General features: G+C 64.9%; 18 protein-coding genes. 13 read left to right on the top strand and 5 right to left on the bottom strand.

Annotated features, from left to right (window positions below):
• Positions 1 to 240 precede the first annotated feature (240 nt).
• The 13 genes from fliF to fliR all read left to right on the top strand — a co-directional run bounded on the left by fliF (position 241) and on the right by fliR (position 12,038).
• On the top strand, positions 241 to 2,043 hold the full coding sequence (gene fliF, locus DOM33_RS02150) for a flagellar basal-body MS-ring/collar protein FliF (RefSeq protein WP_110665407.1): 1,803 nt from the start codon (positions 241 to 243) through the stop codon (positions 2,041 to 2,043).
• Positions 2,040 to 3,038, top strand: coding sequence for a flagellar motor switch protein FliG (gene fliG, locus DOM33_RS02155; RefSeq protein WP_239495231.1), 999 nt, complete (start codon positions 2,040 to 2,042; stop codon positions 3,036 to 3,038). Before fliF ends, fliG begins: the two co-directional genes overlap by 4 nt.
• A complete protein-coding gene (locus DOM33_RS02160) occupies positions 3,031 to 3,807 on the top strand; it encodes a flagellar assembly protein FliH (RefSeq protein WP_110665409.1) in 777 nt (258 codons plus the stop codon). Before fliG ends, DOM33_RS02160 begins: the two co-directional genes overlap by 8 nt.
• Positions 3,797 to 5,209 carry a flagellar protein export ATPase FliI gene (gene fliI, locus DOM33_RS02165; RefSeq protein ID WP_110665410.1) on the top strand — a complete coding sequence of 471 codons (1,413 nt, stop codon included), beginning with the start codon at positions 3,797 to 3,799 and terminating at the stop codon, positions 5,207 to 5,209. Before DOM33_RS02160 ends, fliI begins: the two co-directional genes overlap by 11 nt.
• A gap of 186 nt (positions 5,210 to 5,395) precedes the next feature.
• The gene (gene fliJ / locus DOM33_RS02170) at positions 5,396 to 5,866 is read left to right on the top strand and encodes a flagellar export protein FliJ (RefSeq protein WP_110665412.1); all 471 of its coding nucleotides are present in this window, start codon (positions 5,396 to 5,398) and stop codon (positions 5,864 to 5,866) included.
• An 820-nt stretch (positions 5,867 to 6,686) separates the two neighbouring features.
• On the top strand, positions 6,687 to 7,304 hold the full coding sequence (locus DOM33_RS16085) for a flagellar hook-length control protein FliK (RefSeq protein ID WP_162617862.1): 618 nt from the start codon (positions 6,687 to 6,689) through the stop codon (positions 7,302 to 7,304).
• Between the two features lie 275 nt (positions 7,305 to 7,579).
• Positions 7,580 to 8,080 (top strand): flagellar basal body-associated protein FliL, encoded by a 501-nt coding sequence (fliL, locus tag DOM33_RS02180; RefSeq protein ID WP_110665415.1) that lies wholly within the window; start codon positions 7,580 to 7,582, stop codon positions 8,078 to 8,080.
• An 18-nt stretch (positions 8,081 to 8,098) separates the two neighbouring features.
• On the top strand, positions 8,099 to 9,115 hold the full coding sequence (gene fliM / locus DOM33_RS02185) for a flagellar motor switch protein FliM (protein WP_110665417.1): 1,017 nt from the start codon (positions 8,099 to 8,101) through the stop codon (positions 9,113 to 9,115).
• Positions 9,108 to 9,629 carry a flagellar motor switch protein FliN gene (gene fliN, locus DOM33_RS02190; RefSeq protein WP_110665419.1) on the top strand — a complete coding sequence of 174 codons (522 nt, stop codon included), beginning with the start codon at positions 9,108 to 9,110 and terminating at the stop codon, positions 9,627 to 9,629. The genes fliM and fliN overlap by 8 nt, the downstream gene beginning before the upstream one ends.
• Positions 9,626 to 10,096: a flagellar biosynthetic protein FliO gene (fliO, locus tag DOM33_RS02195; protein WP_110665421.1), complete on the top strand. Its 471-nt coding sequence runs from the start codon at positions 9,626 to 9,628 to the stop codon at positions 10,094 to 10,096. Before fliN ends, fliO begins: the two co-directional genes overlap by 4 nt.
• Positions 10,096 to 10,857: a flagellar type III secretion system pore protein FliP gene (gene fliP, locus DOM33_RS02200; protein ID WP_110665422.1), complete on the top strand. Its 762-nt coding sequence runs from the start codon at positions 10,096 to 10,098 to the stop codon at positions 10,855 to 10,857. Before fliO ends, fliP begins: the two co-directional genes overlap by 1 nt.
• Positions 10,858 to 10,903: 46 nt before the next feature.
• Complete coding sequence (gene fliQ / locus DOM33_RS02205) at positions 10,904 to 11,173, top strand: flagellar biosynthesis protein FliQ (protein WP_110665424.1); 270 nt, start codon at positions 10,904 to 10,906, stop codon at positions 11,171 to 11,173.
• Between the two features lie 70 nt (positions 11,174 to 11,243).
• Complete coding sequence (gene fliR / locus DOM33_RS02210; RefSeq protein ID WP_110665426.1) at positions 11,244 to 12,038, top strand: flagellar biosynthetic protein FliR; 795 nt, start codon at positions 11,244 to 11,246, stop codon at positions 12,036 to 12,038.
• A gap of 216 nt (positions 12,039 to 12,254) precedes the next feature.
• Here the strand turns inward: fliR and flgL are convergent, their stop codons facing one another.
• The 5 genes from flgL to DOM33_RS02235 form a co-directional block, all read right to left on the bottom strand.
• Positions 12,255 to 13,466 (bottom strand): flagellar hook-associated protein FlgL, encoded by a 1,212-nt coding sequence (flgL, locus tag DOM33_RS02215; RefSeq protein WP_110665428.1) that lies wholly within the window; start codon positions 13,464 to 13,466, stop codon positions 12,255 to 12,257.
• An 85-nt stretch (positions 13,467 to 13,551) separates the two neighbouring features.
• The gene (gene flgK, locus DOM33_RS02220) at positions 13,552 to 15,177 is read right to left on the bottom strand and encodes a flagellar hook-associated protein FlgK (RefSeq protein ID WP_110665430.1); all 1,626 of its coding nucleotides are present in this window, start codon (positions 15,175 to 15,177) and stop codon (positions 13,552 to 13,554) included.
• 207 nt (positions 15,178 to 15,384) lie between these two features.
• Positions 15,385 to 16,542, bottom strand: coding sequence for a flagellar assembly peptidoglycan hydrolase FlgJ (gene flgJ, locus DOM33_RS02225; protein WP_110665432.1), 1,158 nt, complete (start codon positions 16,540 to 16,542; stop codon positions 15,385 to 15,387).
• The gene (locus DOM33_RS02230; RefSeq protein ID WP_110665435.1) at positions 16,542 to 17,696 is read right to left on the bottom strand and encodes a flagellar basal body P-ring protein FlgI; all 1,155 of its coding nucleotides are present in this window, start codon (positions 17,694 to 17,696) and stop codon (positions 16,542 to 16,544) included. The genes flgJ and DOM33_RS02230 overlap by 1 nt, the downstream gene beginning before the upstream one ends.
• The gene (locus DOM33_RS02235) at positions 17,696 to 18,340 is read right to left on the bottom strand and encodes a flagellar basal body L-ring protein FlgH (RefSeq protein WP_239495292.1); all 645 of its coding nucleotides are present in this window, start codon (positions 18,338 to 18,340) and stop codon (positions 17,696 to 17,698) included. Before DOM33_RS02235 ends, DOM33_RS02230 begins: the two co-directional genes overlap by 1 nt.
• Positions 18,341 to 18,348 lie beyond the last annotated feature (8 nt).

Below are 18,348 nucleotides of genomic sequence, written 5' to 3' on the forward strand. Positions count from 1 at the left end.
GACGAAGCGCAGCCTATCAAGGCCGGGTCCCGCGCCATTGATCCAAATGCGCGCGAAAACAGCGGCTTTTCCCACCTTCACGATGATCGCCCCCCCACATAATAGCCGCCGTCACATTTACCTCACGCCGCCAACGGTCCGAGCCTTCGGTCGGGCACACCGCGGCCGAGTCGTTGTATCGCAGGAGCGAAAGACCGCCATGTCATCGAGTCAAACTCCGTGCATCCGACGAGGCAAGCCATGAGTTCGGCTGCCACGTCCAATGACACCGCCAACACCGGCTCGTCCCGGGGCGCCGCTGCGGCCTCCGGGCGAGACTGGCTGGACAAGCTCAAACGCAATCCGCTGATCCCGCTGCTCATCGGGGGGTCGGCGGCGCTTGCGATTCTCGTCGCGCTCTTCCTCTGGGCGCGCAGCCCCGATTATCGCGTCCTGTATTCCACGCTCACCGAAGCCGATGGCGGCCGTATCATCGGTCAGCTCGACTCCATGGGCGTGCCCTACCGCTTCAGCGACGGCGGTGAAGCGCTACTGGTGCCCGCGGATCAGGTTCGCCCGCTGCGACTCCGACTGGCCGAGCAGGGTTTGCCGCAAGCGAGCGGCGTCGGTTTCGAGCTGATGGACGACCAGGCCTTCGGTATCAGCCAGTTCGCCGAACAGATCAACTACCAGCGCTCGCTCGAAGGTGAGCTGGCGCGCACCATTTCCGCACTCGGCAGCGTCGAACACGCGCGGGTACATCTGGCCATGGCCAAGGATTCCGTATTCGTTCGCGAGAGCCAGCCGGCCAGCGCCTCCGTGGTGCTGGACCTGCAGCCCGGCCGGGTGCTCGGTACGGGTCAGGTCAGTGCGATCGTACACATGGTCTCCAGTAGCGTTCCGCATCTGCCCACCGACGCCGTGACCGTGATCGATCAGAACGGCACGCTGCTCACCCGGTCGCAGGGCAACAACGATCAACTCGACGGCACTCAACTCGACTACGTTCGCAACCTCGAAAGCCGATACGCCAAGCGCATCGAATCGATTCTTGCCCCCATCGTCGGCGCCAACAACGTCCAGGCTCAGGTCACCGCGCAGGTCGACTTCTCCCAGCGAGAGCAGACCGCCGAGCGCTACGGCCCCAACCAGGCGCCGAATCAGGCCGCCGTGCGCAGCGAACAGTTGAGCGCCTCCTACCAGAGCGACTCCGACATCGCCCAGGGCGTGCCCGGGGCACTCAGCAACCAGCCCCCGGGGACCGCGCCGTCGCCGATCAACGCCGAGGGCACGCAGGCCGACGCCCAGGACGATGACGCGGACACCGAGAACGCCGGCAATGCCCAGGGCGATGCCGCCCAGACGGGCACGGGTAACACTCAGGAGAGCGGTGGCGGACAGAGCCGGCGCGACAGCACCATCAACTACGAGGTCGATCGCACCGTCGAGCACGTCAAGGAGCAGACAGGGGGGGTGGAACGCCTCTCGGTCGCCGTCGTGGTCAACTACCGCAACGGTGTGAACGACGAAGGCAATCCTGCCCCGGAAGCCTTGAGCGACGCCGAGATGGCGCAGATTCGCAGTCTCGTCCGTCAGGCGATGGGGTATTCCGAGGTCCGCGGTGACGCCATCGAAGTGGTCAATACCCCGTTCCAGGTCGAGCAGAGCGATTTCGAGCCCGCCCCCTGGTGGCAGACGCCGGACGTCTGGCGCCTGGCGACGAGCCTGCTCAAGTATCTGGTGCTGGCGCTGGTCGCACTCTTCCTCTGGTTCAAGGTGGTCAAGCCTCTGCTGCGTCGTCAGACCGAGCCGACCGCACCGCCCCAGGCCGCCGCACCCGAGACGACACCGACCGGTGCCAGCGCCGCCGCGGGTGCCGCGAGCTATCAGGAGATCAACGACACCACCGCCGGCGGGACCGAGAGCGCCCCCTCTTCTCGTGACCGCGGCAAGCGGCGCTCGTCGAGCTACGAGCAGGATCTCAAGGATGCGCGCGACATCGCCCAGGAAGATCCTCGCCTCGTCGCCATGGTAGTCAGAAGCTGGATGGAGAAGACATCATGACGGTAGCCATGACGGGTGCTCGCCGTGGCGCGATCCTGCTGCTCTCGCTCGACGAGGATAGTGCCGCCGAGATCTTCAAGTACCTCTCGACCCGTGAGGTCCAGGAGATCAGCCAGGAGATGGCCAAGCTTGGCCAGGTCTCTCACGAAGAGATGGCAGCGGTACTGCGGGACTTTCATACCGAGACCGAGCAATTCACCGCGATCAATCTGCATACCAGTGATCACATTCGCTCGGTGCTCACCAAGGCGCTCGGCAGCGAACGCGCCAGCAGCCTGATCGAGGACATTCTCGAGTCCAACAACACCGAGAACGGCATCGACTCGCTCAACCTGATGGAGGCGTCGCTGGTCGCCGAGATGATTCGCGACGAGCACCCGCAGATCATCGCCACCATCCTCGTCCATCTGGAACGGGCGCAGGCGGCCAGCATTCTCGAACTCTTCGACGAGAAGCGCCGCGACGACGTCATGCTGCGCATCGCCACGTTCAGCGGCGTTCAGCCCGCCGCCCTGCAGGAGCTGACGGAGGTGCTGACCTCGATGCTCGACGGCACCAACCTCAAGCGGAGCAAGATGGGCGGCGTGAGAACCGCCGCCGAAATCCTCAACCTGATGAACTCCTCGCAAGAGGAGCAGGTCATCGAGGTCGTCCGCGCGCACAACGAGGACCTGGCACAGCGCATCATCGACGAGATGTTCCTGTTCGAGAACCTGCTCGACATCGACGATCGCGGTATCCAGCTCATCCTGCGCGAGGTCGAGACGAACTCGCTGGTCATCGCGCTGCGCGGCTCCGACGAATCGCTCATCGACAAGTTCATGCGCAACATGTCCCAGCGGGCGGCGCAGCTCATGCGCGAAGACATGGAGAACCGCGGCCCGGTGCGCCTCTCCCAGGTCGAAAACGAGCAGAAGGCGATTCTCGGCGTCGTCAGGCGTCTGGCGGATTCCGGCGAGATTGCGCTGAGCGGCGGAGACGATGGCTATGTCTGATCGTGACACGACCGCGCCGGGCGGCAGCCGACTGCTGTCGTCGGAAACCTGGCACCGCTGGCAGATGGCGGATCTCGAGCGCCAGGACACCCCGCGCCGCGAACGCAGCACCGCCCGCGGCAACGAGGAGCGACACCGAGCTCGCGAGGCCGAGGCCGAGCGCCAGCAAGCGGCACTCGAGGAAGCGCGCGAGCAGGCCCGCCGGGAAGGTTTCGAGGCCGGACGCGCGGAGGGCTACGAGGCCGGGCATCGGGAAGGCTACGACGCCGGTCTCGGCGAAGGTAAGGCCGTCGCCGAGCTCGAGTTCCAGAAGCGTCTCGATTACACCCTGACGCCGCTCACCACGCTGGCTGAGGAGTTTCAGCGCGCCCTCGCCGCCCTCGACGACCAGGTCGGCGACCAGCTCGTCGAACTCGCCCTCATCACGGGGCGCAAGCTCGCCGGCGACTCGTTGATGGCCAATCCCGATCACGTGCTGTCGGTCGTGCGTGAACTGCTCGACGCCGATACCAGCCTGACCGGTCGCCCGCGACTCTGGCTCCATCCCGAGGACCTGGCGCTCGTCGAAGCGACGCTCGGCGATGCCCTCGCCAAGGCCGGCTGGGAGTGTCAGGAAGACACCACGCTCGAGCGCGGCGGCTGCCGCGCGACCAGCGCCAGCGGCGGGCTGGATGCCAGTCTCTCGACGCAGTGGCAGGCGATACTCGATCAGCGACGCGGTCGTCGCAAGCCGCTGGCGACGCCGCCGGAGAGCGATGATGACGCCTGACGCGCCGCCGGAGACCGCGACTACGCACGCCTCGCCCCACGCGGGCCGGTGGCGAGAGACGCTCGCCAAGGTGTCGCATCGCGTCGAGGCGCTTTCCCACTACCGCTACGAAGGACGCGTCGTCCGCGCGACGGGCCTGGTCCTGGAAGCGGTGGGCATTCGTCTCCCCCTGGGGAGCGCCTGCCTGATCGAGCTTTCCGTGCATAGTGAGGAGCGCTACGCCGAGGCCGAAGTCGTCGGCTTCGCCAGCGACAAGCTCTTCCTCATGCCTCTGGCGGCAACCAGCGGACTACTGCCGGGCGCCCGCGTGCTGGCGCTGGGCGGCAATCGCCTGGACGTTGCCAGCGCCCGGCGTTTCCCACTCGGCGATGCGCTGCTCGGGCGGGTTCTCGACGGCAACGGCCGACCGCTGGACGATCTCGGCCCGCTCGAGCAGGGTCGACACGCCCCGCTGGACACGCCCCCCATCAATCCACTGGCGCGAGCGCCCATCGACACGGCCGTCGATGTCGGCATCCGCTCGATCAACGCCCTGCTGACCGTGGGACGCGGTCAGCGCATGGGGCTTTTCGCCGGCTCCGGCGTGGGCAAGAGCGTGTTGCTCGGCATGATGGCCCGTTTCACCGATGCCGATGTCATCGTCGTCGGGTTGATCGGCGAGCGTGGACGCGAAGTGCAGGATTTCATCCAGAACATCCTCGGCGACGCGGGGCTCGCTCGCGCCGTCGTCGTCGCGGCCCCGGCAGACGTCTCACCGCTTCAGCGCATGCAGGGCGCCGCCTACGCCACGCGACTGGCGGAGGATTTTCGCGATCAGGGGCGCAATGTGCTGCTGATCATGGATTCGCTCACCCGCTACGCCATGGCCGCCCGCGAAATCGCACTCGCCATCGGTGAGCCGCCGGCGACCAAGGGCTATCCGCCCTCGGTCTTCGCCAAACTGCCGGCACTGGTCGAGCGTGCGGGTAACGGCAAGCGCGGCGGCGGTTCGATCACTGCCTTCTATACCGTACTCGCCGAGGGCGATGACCAGCAGGACCCCATCGCCGACTCGGCACGGGCGATCCTGGATGGGCACATCGTACTGTCGCGGCATCTCGCCGAGAGCGGCCACTACCCCGCCATCGATATCGAGGCGTCGATCAGCCGAGCCATGCCGGCCGTCGTCTCGAGCCAACGACTGCGGCAGGCCCAGCATTTCAAGCAGATGATCTCGCGCTACCAGCGCAATCGGGACCTGATCAACGTCGGCGCCTACGTCAAGGGCCAGGATCCCCAGCTCGATCAGGCCGTACTGCTCTACCCGAGACTCGAGTCGTTTCTCCAGCAGCGTATGGACGACATCGCCGACATGCCGCACACCCTCGGCGATCTCGAACGTCTGATACCCGACGCCGGCTGAGAACTGGGCATCACACCCCGCGAATAGCTCGTGCGTAGAGGCGCTATTCGAGGCTTTGTCTTTGCCTTCAGGCCTGACAATGCCTGGCAGTGATCGGTGCCGGCGCTAGCTCTGCATCGAAGACGACACTCTCGAACAGAACGACACCTCGAACAGAACGACACCTCGAATAGAACGACACCTCGAATGGAGGCAGCCTTGGCCAACGTGGAATCGATGGAAATGCTGCGGGATCTCGCCAAGCGCCAGAGCGACAAGGCGGTCGAGGATCTCGGTCACCTACGGCGTCAGCACCGGGATGCCGAGGCACGTCTGGTACAGCTCGAACAGTATCGCGACGAGTATCGCCAGAAACTCCACGACACCCTGTCGAGTGGCGTGTCGTCGAGTCAGTGGCGCGACTTCGAGCAGTTTCTGGCCTCGCTGGATCGCGCGATCGAACAGCAAAAACGCCAGCTCGGCGAGCAGCAGACCCGAGTCGATGGCGGCATGCATCGCTGGCAGGGCGAGCAGCGCAAGTTCAACGCCTACGACATGCTGCACAGCCGAGGACTGCGCGAGCGCACCTATCGCCAGTCGAAAGACGAACAGCGCCAGAGCGACGAGATGGCCGCGCAGCTGCGCCGCCGCCAACAGGACACCGGTCACGGCCTTTGAACGGCCCGTGCGACCGACGATATCGGGATCGACCATGGACATTTCTCAGATTACCCAGTTGAAGGCGAGCACGAGCGAACGCCCCACGAGCGCCGCCTCGTCCCGCTCGAGCGGTCCCGACGTCGCCGCACCGTTCTCCGAGGCCATGACCCGTGCCAAGGGCGCTCAACCCGCGGCCGACGGACCAACGGCACCGTCGAAAAAGCGTGATACCGCGGGAAACGAGCGCGCTCCGACGGCGGAGAGAGCGCAAGGTCAGCCGGCCAGCAAGCCCGCGCCCGCTGAGTCGACGCTTGCGGATCGTGCCGCTTCCGAGCCGTCGGCGGATCCGCTCGCGACGCCAGCCGAGGGGGCCTTGGCGGCAACCTCCCCCGCGATGGCCTTCGACGCTGAGCGCGCCCTGCCGTCGGTGTCGGAGAACGAGCGCTCCGGCGATGACATCGCCGAAGACATGTTCGCCCTTCTTTCCGCGCTGCCCGGACTTCAACCGCTCACCGCAGGCGGCCCACAGCCCCCGACCGGTGTCGTGCCTCAGCTGCCGCCGGCTGCCGTGAGTGGGGCCGATACGGCCTCCCTGCTGCGACAGGTACAGGCGCCAGCCGTGGCGGGCCAGAGCGCGGCTCGTTCACTCGCCACGGATTCCCGACGCGCGAATGACACCGAGGGCAGCGCCGCGGGGCGCTTCTCCGCTCTTTCGCTAACGGACGGGATGCCAACCGACCCCGAGGCGGGAGCTGAGACATCGGGCCTGGGCGCGAGCGCGAATCAAAACGCTAGCCCCGGCGCGACGCCGGCCACTCCCTCGAACGCGACACTTGCGATGCTGCAGAACGCAGCGAACGGAGCGAACGGGGAGCGGCAAGCCCGAAGCGAAGCGCCGGCCACCTTCTCCCTCGACGCCTCGGGTACCGATGCCGCGACGCTATTCGCCAACTCGACCACCGTCGGCAATGGCGCCCCGGGGGTCACGCCAACGGCGACGGCCCCCGCCGGCGCCACCATCCCCGTGGCAGTCAATTCCCCGCAGTGGCCCGGGGCGTTCGGCCAGCAGGTTCTGCAGCTTCACCAGCGCGGCGAGAACCGCATGGAACTGCATCTCAACCCGCGAGATCTCGGCCCCGTGAGCGTCACCCTGACCGTCAACGACCAGCAGGCGCAGCTCCAAGCACTCTCCGCCCATGCCGGGGTTCGTGCCGCGGTCGAAGCCGCCATTCCCCAGCTTCGTGAAGCGCTCGCCCAGAGCGGCATCGCCCTCGGTGAAGCGACGGTCGGCGATCAAGGCCAACCCCGCGAACAGTCGGAGCAGCGTGACGGCGGTACCCGATTCGCCGGCCAGGATGCCGGCGCCGCTGGCATCGCCGGCGAGGAGTCACTGGCCGACGTCCCGTCTCGACCGATCACACTCGGCGATAGCAGCAACATCAACCTTTACGCCTGATCCGGCCGGCCGATAACGGTGGAGCCATCGCCCCCTTCGGGGGGCTTTCGCACGCCGGTCGGCCGAGGCCGTTCGCGCGCCGCGATGACGCACTTTCGCCAGCGCCCCTCTGACCCTTGACCGGATCGGAAACGTCGATTCGCGCTGGATGCCGGCAAGACGTCGAGACGGCGCTAACGAAAGGCGAAGTTGGCGAACCGTATAGGGTCTTTTCGATCGATCGCGATGGCGATCTCACCCCCATAATCCTCTGCAATTTCCAGGGACTCCTCGCTATGGCAGATGCAACGGCCGCACCCAAAGCCGCCTCCGGCAAGAAACGCTCACTGATACTGATCGGCCTACTGGTCGTTCTGTTATCGATTGCGTGTTCGGTGGCCGCCTTTTTCTACCTCGACTCCCGCGGCACGGAAACGCATGCCGAGACCGCCGCCGCCGAAGAGGAGCCGGCCGAACCGCCGGTACCGATCTTCGTCACGGTGTCGCCGTTCACGGTCAACCTGCAGAGCGACTACAGCGACCGTTTGCTCTACGTGGGGGTGTCGCTTCGCGTGAACGATCAGCAGACCAGCGACTTTCTTACCCAGCACATGCCCGAGGTACGCAGCCGCCTTTTGATGCTGCTGTCGGGCAAGCGCGCGGAGGATCTCGTCAGCCCCGAGGGCAAGGTCGAACTCAAGCGGGAAATCCTTGCGCTTTTCGACGAGCCGATTACGTCACCCCAGCCGACGTTGGCCATCGACGACGTGCTGTTTTCCGATTTCATCGTCCAGTAACTGGCACCCCTACCGACCATGTCTCAAGACGATTTGCTGTCGCAGGAAGAGATCGATGCGCTGCTCAACGGCGTCAGCGGCGATGAAGACGCGCCGGCGCCCAGTGCTAGCCAACCCGGCAACGAGCGCGCGACGAAGGCGTTCGATCCTGCCAACCAGCGCCGTGTCGTTCGCGAGCGTCTGCAGACGCTGGACATCATCAACGAGCGTTTCGCGCGGCTGTTCCGGGTCGCGCTGTTCAACCTGATTCGACGCAGTGCCGACATCACCGTCAGCGGCGTGCGCTACCAGAGCTACAGCGAGTTCGCGCGCAACCTGCCGGTACCCACGAACCTCAACCTGATCAGCATGAAACCGCTCAAGGGTACGGCCCTGCTGGTGTTTCCGCCGAGTCTGGTGTTCATGGTCGTCGACAACCTGTTTGGCGGCGACGGGCGCTTTCTGACCAAGTCGGACGGACGTGAGTTCACGGCGACCGAGCAGCGCATCATCCAGCGCCTTCTGTCGTTGGCGCTCGAGGGTTATGGCGACGCCTGGAAGTCGGTCTACCCGGTCGAGATCGACTTCATGCGTTCGGAGATGCAGGTGCGTTTCGCCAACATCACCAACTCCCCCAACGAGATCGTGGTCAACAGCACCTTCCATCTCGAAGTGGGCAATCTGGCGAGCGAGTTCAACATCTGCATCCCGTTCTCGATGATCGAGCCGATTCGGGACGTGCTCTCGAGCCCCATTGGCGTGCACGACAGCGAGGACACTCAGTGGGAGTCGCGCATGGCCGGCGAGATCAAGCAGACCGAGGTCGAACTGGTCGCCGATTTCGCCGAGATCGACTCGAGCCTCGGCGACGTGCTGTCGCTGAACGTCGGCGACATTCTTCCCATCGACCTGCCGCGCGCCATCGACGTCAGCGTCGACGGTGTGCCGGTCATGGCCTGCGAATATGGCACGCGCCAGGGGCATCGCGCCCTGCGCGTCAAGCATCTCATCGACCATGGTACGTACTCTGCCATGAAGGACTTCGACAATGAGTGATGACAACAAACCCGCCTCCCAGACTGATGACGCTGCGTCCTCGGCGACGCCCGATCCGGACGATCTCTGGGCGGCAGCGATGGCCGAACAGGGCGTGACCAGCGAACCGGAGCCGTCCCCCGAACCCGAGCCGGCACCGGCGCGCGCCAATGCGCCGAAACCTGAGGCACCGAAACCGGAAGCGTCCACGCCGGCCACCGCCGATGCCGGAGTCTTCCCCTCTTTCGACGAGGGAAGCGACTCGCGGCAGACTCGCGATCTCAACATGATCATGGACATCCCGGTGAAGCTCTCGGTCGAGCTGGGCCGTACCCGGATCACCATCAAGCAGCTTCTCGAACTCGCCCAGGGCTCGGTCGTCGAGCTCGACGGCCTGGCCGGTGAGCCGATGGATATCCTGATCAACGGCTACCTCATCGCTCAGGGCGAAGTGGTCGTCGTGGAGGACAAGTACGGCATCCGCGTGACCGAGATCATTACCCCATCCGAACGCGTACAGAAACTCAATCGATGAACGACGACGTCACCTCGAGCACGAGCGGGATGGTCGGCGGCGGCGATGCCATGAGCCTGATGGCGCTGGGCAAGACCGCCCTGTCTCTCGCCGTGGTCGTCGGCGTCATTCTGCTCTGCGCCTGGCTACTCAAGCGGATGGGCCCCAATCGTCGCGCTGGCAGTCAGCATTTGCGCGTGGTGGCCAGTACGCCGGTCGGCCAGCGTGAGCGCGTGGTGATCGTCGAAGTGGAAGACCGTTGGCTGGTACTGGGGGTCGGCGGCGGGCAGGTGACAAAGCTCGACTCGTTGGCCCCGCCCGTCGGCCCGCCCGCCTCCCACATCGGGGAGCCGCCGCTTGCTGGCAGTTTCTCTCAGCGTCTGCGTCAGGCGATGAAGCACAACCTGACCGCTTCCCGCGGGACGCGCACGGCGCCCGCCGAGCGCGACGACTCCAGCCAAACGCGCCCCCCGAAGGGGGATGCATGATGAAACGCGGCGCGATCATCGGGCTGGGAGTCGCTGCGCTCGCGGTGGGCGGTTCGATCGCAAGCCAGCCGGCTCTCGCCCAGGCGCTACCGGGTATCGTCAGCGAGCCGACCGCGGACGGGGGGCAGCAGTGGTCGTTGAGTCTGCAGACGCTTTTGTTCCTGTCGTCGCTGGCGTTTCTGCCGGCGATGCTGCTGATGATGACCTGCTTCACCCGCATCATCATCGTGCTGGGACTGCTGCGCACGGCAATGAGCACCCCCTCGGCGCCCCCGACGCAGGTGCTGCTGGGACTGGCGCTTTTTCTGACCTTCTTCGTCATGTCGCCGGTGCTCGACCGCATCTACGAAGAGGCCTGGCAGCCGTTTTCGGCCGACCAGATATCACTCGAACAAGCGGTAGAGCGTGGCAGCCAGCCGTTGCGGGAATTCATGATCGCCCAGACCCGCGAGGCGGACCTGGCGATGTTCGCGCGTATCGCCGAAGTCGGTGAAATGCAGGGGCCGGAGGACATTCCGATGCGCATCCTGGTCCCCGCCTACGCCACGAGCGAGTTGAAAACCGCGTTTCAGATCGGCTTCACCATCTTCGTACCGTTTCTGATCATCGACCTGGTGGTCGCGAGCGTGCTGATGGCGCTGGGGATGATGATGGTGCCACCGGCGACGATCTCGCTGCCATTCAAGCTGATGCTCTTCGTACTGGTCGACGGCTGGCAGCTTCTGATCGGTTCGCTGACGCAGAGTTTCTACATGGGCTGAACCCTTTGGGTTCTTCGATGCCGCACTGCGGCGCTGGGAGTGCACGATGTCCCCCGAAACCGTCATGAGCCTGGCCTATCAGGGCATGAAGCTGGTCCTGCTGATGGCGGCGCCTCTGCTGCTCACAGCGCTGCTGATCGGCCTGCTGGTCAGCCTTTTCCAGGCCGCGACACAGATCAACGAGATGACGCTGTCGTTCATTCCCAAAATCCTGGGCGTATTCGGCATGCTGATCCTGTCCGGCGCCTGGCTGATCCAGCTGATCACCAACTTCACCGTCGAGCTATTGACGAGCATTCCGCAGCTCGTCGGCTGATGGCACTCGCCATGCGGACGAGCTGCCCGGCAACGCTTACGTCAACGGCCGGCGCGGGGCGCGCCCCTCGATGATCGAGATCACCAGCGCCGAATGGCAAAGCTGGATCCAGCTGCTGTGGTGGCCACTGCTGCGAATCCTCGCGTTCCTCATGGCCTCACCGCTGTGGGGATGGTCCAGCTTGCCGCGTCAGTTCAAGCTGCTCTTCGGCGTGGCCATGACCATCGCCATCGCCCCGACGCTGCCGCCCATGCCGGACATCGCGCTCGTCTCTCTCGAGAGCGTGGCGCTCACGCTACAGCAGCTGCTCATCGGCATCGCCATGGGGCTGGTGCTGCGCATCATGATCGCCGTGGTGCAGACCGCCGGCGAATTCATCAGCATGCAGATGGGACTCGGGTTCGCCAGTTTCTTCACACCGGACTCCGGCACCAACACCATGGTGCTCTCGCGTTTTCTCGAGATGATCACGCTGCTAATGTTCCTGGCGCTCGACGGACACCTGATCTCGATCGAGATTCTCGCCTGGACCTTCGAGGCCCTGCCGGTGGGACTGGTATCGATCGACACCAGCTTCGCCGAGACGCTGGTACGCTGGGGCGGAACGATCTTCAGTACCGGCCTGCTGTTTGCGGTGCCCATCATTACCGCGCTATTGATGATCAACCTTTCACTCGGCATCCTCAATCGCGCCTCGCCCCAGCTCTCGATCTTCTCGGTGGGCTTTCCCATCACGCTCACGTCAGGGCTGGTGCTGATGACCGTGATGATGCCGCATCTGGGGAGCTTTCTCGGCCATCTCTTCGACCAGAATCTGCGCTTCATGCAGGGGTTGATCGAACAGATGGCGGGTGCCGCCGGCTAACCTCTGCGATGCGACCGGTGCCGCTCTGTTCCATCCAGGCGCCGAAAGCGGGCGGAGGTCGGCTGCATCGGCGACGAGTCGACAACGTCTTCGCGCGCGCCTGATACGAGCGCCCTGCTTGGCCTTTTCACGGACGTTGGCGCACCGCTCTCCCGGCCTGAACGCAAAGCACCCGAACCGGNNCCGGTTCGGGTGCTTCAGCGAGGTAAATCACCGTTACATCATGTCGAACAGCGAAGTGCCTTGCAGGTTGGAGAAGGACTTCTGCGCGGCCTGCAGACCGACCTGACTCAGCACGTAATCGGAGATGGCGGCGTTGTAATCGAGATCGACCAGGTTGCTCTTGGTCTGGGTGTAGCTGAGGGCGCGATCGCTGCCGACACTGTCCAGCGTATCCAGCTCGTTGAGCCTAGCCCCGACCGATGCCCGAACCGTCAGCACGTTATCCAGCGCGTTGTCCATTTCACGGCTGGTGCTCGACAGCCCGTTGGCGAACGCGGCTTGATCCTGGGGTGATTCGATCGGTTTCTCGAGCACCGCGAGCGCGTTTTCGAAAGACTTGAAAACGTCCGGCTGGCGGTCCTGGGCACGCCCCATCTCGAAGCGGTCGCCGGGTTCGGGGTCACCCGACAGGGTCAGTCTCAGACCGCCGAACTCGAGGGTCTTACCGGTTTCGTACTTCCCGGATTGGATTTCATCGCCATTGTCTTCATTGATAACGGTATAACGGCGAGGTTCACCCTCGCTGAACTGCACGCTGAACGTGTCGCCGTAGCCTTCGGCCGACGTGTCGGCGACCTGCGGGCCACTGAACGTCGCCGTGCCGGCGTTGTCAGCATTCGCCGAGGCGACGTAGCCGGCACCGGGAGCGACGCGCTGAAAGACTTCCTGTCCGGTATTACCGACCTCCATGAGACGAGAAGCATCGACTTTCTGTTGCCGGCTCTGCGTGCCCCCGGCGTACTCGACGCCACCCGTTTCACTCCGTGTGAACGGTGCCGCGCCATCCTGAAAGCCACCGAAGATATAGTCGCCGTTGCCGTTGGTAGAGTTCGCCTGGCCGACCATCGCTTCGTAGACACCGCGCAGTTCGGTGGCGATCGACTGGCGGGCGGCATCGTTCAAGGTGCCGTTGCCCGCCTGTACCAGCAGTGACTTGGCCCGTGTCAGCGAGTCGGTCGTACTGTTGAGCACGCTCTCCTCCTGACTCAGGGCGTTGCGAGTGGTGATCCGACTATCGGCGTGCTGAGCATTGGCGGCGAGTGACTGGGATACGCCGACGGCGCGCGAAGCCGCCTGCGGGTCGTCCGAGGGGCGGACGACCCGCTTACCGGCGGCGAGCTGCTCGCCGACCTTCATGAAATCGCCCTGCTGGCGATTCATCGAGCTGACGCTACGTTCGAACATCACGACCGTGCTGACACGCATGGTGAACTCCTCAATGGCCGGTGGCCGTGAAAACGGTATAAGAGTAATCGGCGGGCACTGACTGCACGCCCCGCGGGGTCATCGACTACGAGCGAATCCCCAGAATGGTATCCAGCGTCGACGTGCCCGCTTCGATCACCTTGGCGTTGGCCGCGAAATACTGCTGATAGCGCATCAGATTGGCGTACTCCTCGTCGAGGTTCACGCCGGAATCGGCCTGTTGATAGGTGTAGAGCTGCTCGCCAAGCCCTTTCTGAGTGGCGAGATTGGCGTCGGTGATCGCCGCCCGGTTGCCCACGCCGCTGATCATCGAAGCGAAGCCGCCGCTGAACGAAGCCTTGCCGCCCACCAGTTTCTGATTCTGCAGGTCGAGCAGCGCCAGCGCGTTGCGGTTGTCTCCCACCCCACCGTTGGTGCCGTCCGCCGCCGCGATCTTGGTGGTATCGCTCAGAGCCACGTCGAGCCCGGTGGCCGCATTGCGCGCTGGCTGGACCAAGAAGCTGTCCTCCCGCGAGGGCGTCCCCTTGAGTGTCAACTCGACGCCGGCAAACGCGACCTTGCCATCCTTCGCGGTCACCGTAGAGCGATCGCCGCTGGTGAGGTTTTCGAGCTGGTAGCGATCGCCACCCTGGAACGTCAACCGGTAATCGTCGGCGGTCACTTCACTGGGTTCGTCGAAGCGACCGCTGAAGGAGGCGGTTCCGGCATTCTGACGATCGCCGAACACGGTGGGGCTGCCCAGATCGAAATAGGCCTCGCCCGCGTTACCCTCGAGATCGACACCCTGCCGGTGCTGCTGGTTGAAACTGCCGGCGAGCGAGACGGAGAGCTGGCCGAGCTGATTCTGCACGCGATCGAGCGTTTCGCTGCGAAAGCCGAGCATGCCACCCATCTCGCCGCCCTGAATCACCGACTCTTCCATCTGGGTCAGGTTGCCGCTGGCGTTACGGTAGGCGACGGTCAGATTGGTGGGATCTTCACGCCCCTCGACCGCCGCGAGTTCGAACGCCTGACTCCCCGCGACCAGCGGCAGACCATTGCCCAGCGACACCTGATAGTTGGCCCCGTCCTGCACCGCGACCTTGACGTCCACGACCTTGTTGAGCTGGCTCACCAGGTTGTCACGCTGATCGAGCAGCGCATTGGGTTCTTCGCCGGTCTTGGCGCGGGCCAGGCTCACCTGTTTGTTGAGCCCCGCGATCTGTTCGCTGAGATCGTTGACCTGGGAGACGGCGCTTTCGAGCTGGCCGTTGACGCCGTCGCGCATGTCGTTGAGGTAGGTGTCGTAGGCGCGAAACTGCGCCACCATGCTCTTCGAGGTGCCGAGCATCCCTTCCCGGGCCGCCGGGTCCGACGGCGCGCCGGTGAGATCCTCGACGCTCGAGAAGAATTTCTGCATCAGCGTATTCAAACCGGAGTCGCCGTCGGCAAGCAGATCGTCGATCTGGCTGATCTGCTGACTGTACGTCTCGAGCGCCGCTTCACGGCTGTTGGCCTGATTGAGCTGCGTACCGATATAGGCGTTGTACTGACGTTGGACGCCGTTGACGTTCACCCCGGACCCCAGCGCACCGCCCGAGCCGTTCTCGCCGAGCTGGATCAACTGGCGGTTGTAGCCCTCGGTATAGACGTTGGTGATGTTGTTACTGGTGGTGGAGAGCGCGGACTGGGCAGCGTTCAGACCACTAAGACCGATCGAATACAGGCTCATACCGGGTTCCCGTGTGTCGCCGTCGCATGCGTGGCGATGTGATTGCGAAGTTGCTTGGTTTATCGGCCGAATGCGTCGGGTCTTGATCCTCGCGCACTCGGTATTCGCAACGTTTTGTTAATGGACGATGCCGGCACGTGCCACTCGACGTGACGGCGCAGCCGGCCGGGGCGAATCCAGTTTTCCAGGGCCGGCGGTGGCAGTCGGTTAGAAGATGGTGGTCGGTGCGTTGGTGGCGGCGTGGGGGTTGGCCGGCGGCGCGTTGCCGGCCATCGCGAGCGTTTCACCCGCCCCGTCCAGCGAACCGAACTGCCGCATGATCTGGCCGAGTTTCTCGGCGTAGCGCGGATCGGTGGCATAGCCCGCGCGCTGGATCGCCTCGGCGGCGCCCTGCGGGGTGCGGGCCTCGACGACGTCGCGATAGCGGGGGTTGTCGCCGATCAGTTTGGCGTAGTCGGTGAAAGCATCGGCGTAGGAGTCGTAGACGCGGAAGCTGTCGACCATCTTCACCGGCCGGCCGGAAACGTACTCGGTCGTACCGACGTCGGTCGTCGCGCCACGCCAGTGGCTGCCGGCCTTGATACCGAAGAGGTTGTGACTGTTGCCGCCGTCCGCGGTCGGTATCTCTCGACGGCCCCAGCCGGTTTCGAGCGCGGCCTGGGCCAGGATCAGTTCGGCGGGGACACCGGACGCCGCTTCGGCCTTTTTCGCCGGTCCGGCCAGCTGGGTCAGAAAGTCGGCGACGTGAGCGGCGCGCCCGGCAAACCGGGCGGCATCGCCGGCGAGTGCGGCGATGGTTGCACCGAAGGACGCCTCCGATGGCGCCGTCTCGGAGGGCTCGGCAGTAGCGTCACTCGTCATGGACGCCGCATCGCGCGTCGCGCCTTCGGTCACGAGCCGATTCAGCAGCGATTCGCTCGCATCGTGACGTTGCACCCTGAGCCCGTCCTGAAGAAGCCGCGGTTCACCGCGGGGAATACCCGCGATCAGCTCGGCGATATCGTCCTTCCCGCCATCCGCCGGTGGCGCTGCCTGCGTGCCGGGCAGGCCGCTTCCCTCGAGCTGGGCGACGAGCTGTTCGGCGAGACCGAAGCCCTTGCCGGCGAGATGCTGCGCCCACTGCTGATCCTGCATCGAGGTCATCATGTCGCGCTGCTGGCTCTGCAGCAGTCCCGACTGCGGCGAGGCATCCCGCATGCTCTTGAGCATCGTCTGCAGAAAGATCGCTTCGAACTGACGCGCCGCTTCCTTGAGACTCCCCTCGGTCGAGTGCGACGCGCCGACCTTGAGCTTCTGAATTCCCTTGACGTCGAGCGCGAACTGGGACGACAGGTCCATCGACGAAGCACCGCCACCGATCGCCATTAGATGACCTCCAGTTCGGCATTGAGCGAGCCCGAGGATTTCAGCGCCTGCAGGATCGACATCATGTCCTGCGGCGACGCCCCCAGCGCATTGAGTGCGTTGACCACGTCCATCAGATCGGCGCTGGTCTGCAGCACCTGAAGCGCACCGCCCTCCTGCTGCACGGTGATGTCGGCATCCGGCACCACGGCGGTCTGGCCGCCGGAGAAAGCGCCCGGCTGGCTGACCTGCGGATTGGAGTCGATCACGATCGAGAGATTGCCGTGCGCCACCGCCGCGCGGGTCAAGGTGACGGTATCCGACAGGACGATGGAGCCGGTTCGCGAATTGATGATCACCTTCGAAGGACCGCGATCGGCGGTGACGTCGATCCGCTGCACCCGGGCCAGGAAGTTGACGCGAGAATTGTCGTCGGCCGGCATCTGCAGGCGCACGGTGCGCCCGTCGAGTGCCGCGGCCACCGGCGCGCCGAACTCCTGATTGATGGCCGTGACGACGCGGCTGGCATTCTCGAAGTCAGAGCGATTGAGAAAGAGATCCAGCGAGCCGTCGACTTCGCCCAGTCGCATCGGCACTTCCTGTTCGACGATACCGCCGCCGGGAATGCGTCCCGCCGCCTGGTGGTTGATCGCCACACTGCTCCCCGCAGCGGATGCGCCGACGCCGCCGACGTAAACGTTGCCTTGAGAGATCGCGTAGACCCGACCATCGGCGCCCTTCAACGGCGTCATCAGCAGCGTACCGCCCCGCAGGCTGTCGGCGTTGCCCACGGACGACACCGTCACGTCGATCTGCTGACCCTGCCGCGAGAACGGCGGCAGCTGGGCGGTGACCATGACCGCCGCCACGTTGCGCAGCTGCATGTTGGTGCCCGGCGGGATCGTCACCCCGAGCTGTGAAAGCAGGTTGATGATGCTCTGGCCGGTAAACGGCGCCTGCGTGGTCTGGTCACCCGTGCCGTCGAGTCCGACGACCAGGCCATAGCCCACCAGCGGGTTGTCGCGCACGCCGGAGAACTCGGCGAGATCCTGGATGCGTTGCGCCTGCGCGCTCGAACAGAGACTCAGGGCCAGCAGCAGGACGATGAGCTGGCCGAATCTCGATCCGGGAGCGAGACGGGCGATGAGCGAACGGCGAAGAGAAGTCATAGGCATCAGAAAGGCGAAACGTTGAGGAAGAAGCGCTGCAGCCAGCCCATCGTCTGCGCTTCGTTGATGTAGCCGTCACCGATGTACTCGATGCGCGCATCGGCGACCTGAGACGACTGGACGGTACTGGCGCCGGTGATCGCCCGCGGGTTGACCACGCCGGAAAAGCGGATGTACTCGGTACCCTGGTTGATCGCGATCTGCTTCTCGCCACGGACTTTCAGGTTGCCGTTGGCCAGCAGGTCGTAGACTGTGACCGTGATCGTCCCGGTGAAGGTGTTGTTGGCATTGGCGCCGCCGGCGCCGCTGAAGACGTTCTCGCCCTCGACATCGGTGCTGTAGTCCTCGAGGAAATCGATCACGTCCGGCACCTGATTCACCGTCAGACCGACGCTGCCGTTGCGCGTGGCGTTGGCCGCCGAGCTCTTGCTGGCACTGACCTGCTCGTCGAGCACGATGGTCAGGATGTCGCCGATCTGCCGCGGACGCCGGTCCTCGAACAGCGGCTGATAGCCGAAGCGCGCCTGATAGATCGAGCCGTTCGCCTGGATCGGCGGTGTCGACGGGACCGTGACCGGGTCCGAATTCTCGACCACCGAATGCCGCGGAATCTGAGCGCAGCCGCCAAGGGCCAGCAGTACGACCAGCATCAGCAACG

This window comes from Salinicola halophilus, assembly GCF_003206155.1.
GTDB lineage: Bacteria > Pseudomonadota > Gammaproteobacteria > Pseudomonadales > Halomonadaceae > Salinicola > Salinicola halophilus.

Coding starts and splice junctions, on each gene's coding strand:
- DOM33_RS16085 (WP_162617862.1), top strand. CDS start 6,687: ATGCTGCAGAACGCAGCGAACGGAGCGAACGGGGAGCGGCAAGCCCGA.
- fliR (WP_110665426.1), top strand. CDS start 11,244: ATGATCGAGATCACCAGCGCCGAATGGCAAAGCTGGATCCAGCTGCTG.
- fliG (WP_239495231.1), top strand. CDS start 2,040: ATGACGGTAGCCATGACGGGTGCTCGCCGTGGCGCGATCCTGCTGCTC.
- fliM (WP_110665417.1), top strand. CDS start 8,099: ATGTCTCAAGACGATTTGCTGTCGCAGGAAGAGATCGATGCGCTGCTC.
- flgK (WP_110665430.1), bottom strand. CDS start 15,177: ATGAGCCTGTATTCGATCGGTCTTAGTGGTCTGAACGCTGCCCAGTCC.
- fliL (WP_110665415.1), top strand. CDS start 7,580: ATGGCAGATGCAACGGCCGCACCCAAAGCCGCCTCCGGCAAGAAACGC.
- DOM33_RS02160 (WP_110665409.1), top strand. CDS start 3,031: ATGTCTGATCGTGACACGACCGCGCCGGGCGGCAGCCGACTGCTGTCG.
- fliJ (WP_110665412.1), top strand. CDS start 5,396: ATGGAGGCAGCCTTGGCCAACGTGGAATCGATGGAAATGCTGCGGGAT.
- fliN (WP_110665419.1), top strand. CDS start 9,108: ATGAGTGATGACAACAAACCCGCCTCCCAGACTGATGACGCTGCGTCC.
- fliF (WP_110665407.1), top strand. CDS start 241: ATGAGTTCGGCTGCCACGTCCAATGACACCGCCAACACCGGCTCGTCC.
- fliQ (WP_110665424.1), top strand. CDS start 10,904: ATGTCCCCCGAAACCGTCATGAGCCTGGCCTATCAGGGCATGAAGCTG.
- fliO (WP_110665421.1), top strand. CDS start 9,626: ATGAACGACGACGTCACCTCGAGCACGAGCGGGATGGTCGGCGGCGGC.
- fliP (WP_110665422.1), top strand. CDS start 10,096: ATGAAACGCGGCGCGATCATCGGGCTGGGAGTCGCTGCGCTCGCGGTG.
- fliI (WP_110665410.1), top strand. CDS start 3,797: ATGACGCCTGACGCGCCGCCGGAGACCGCGACTACGCACGCCTCGCCC.
- flgL (WP_110665428.1), bottom strand. CDS start 13,466: ATGCGTGTCAGCACGGTCGTGATGTTCGAACGTAGCGTCAGCTCGATG.
- DOM33_RS02235 (WP_239495292.1), bottom strand. CDS start 18,340: ATGCTGGTCGTACTGCTGGCCCTTGGCGGCTGCGCTCAGATTCCGCGG.
- DOM33_RS02230 (WP_110665435.1), bottom strand. CDS start 17,696: ATGCCTATGACTTCTCTTCGCCGTTCGCTCATCGCCCGTCTCGCTCCC.
- flgJ (WP_110665432.1), bottom strand. CDS start 16,542: ATGGCGATCGGTGGCGGTGCTTCGTCGATGGACCTGTCGTCCCAGTTC.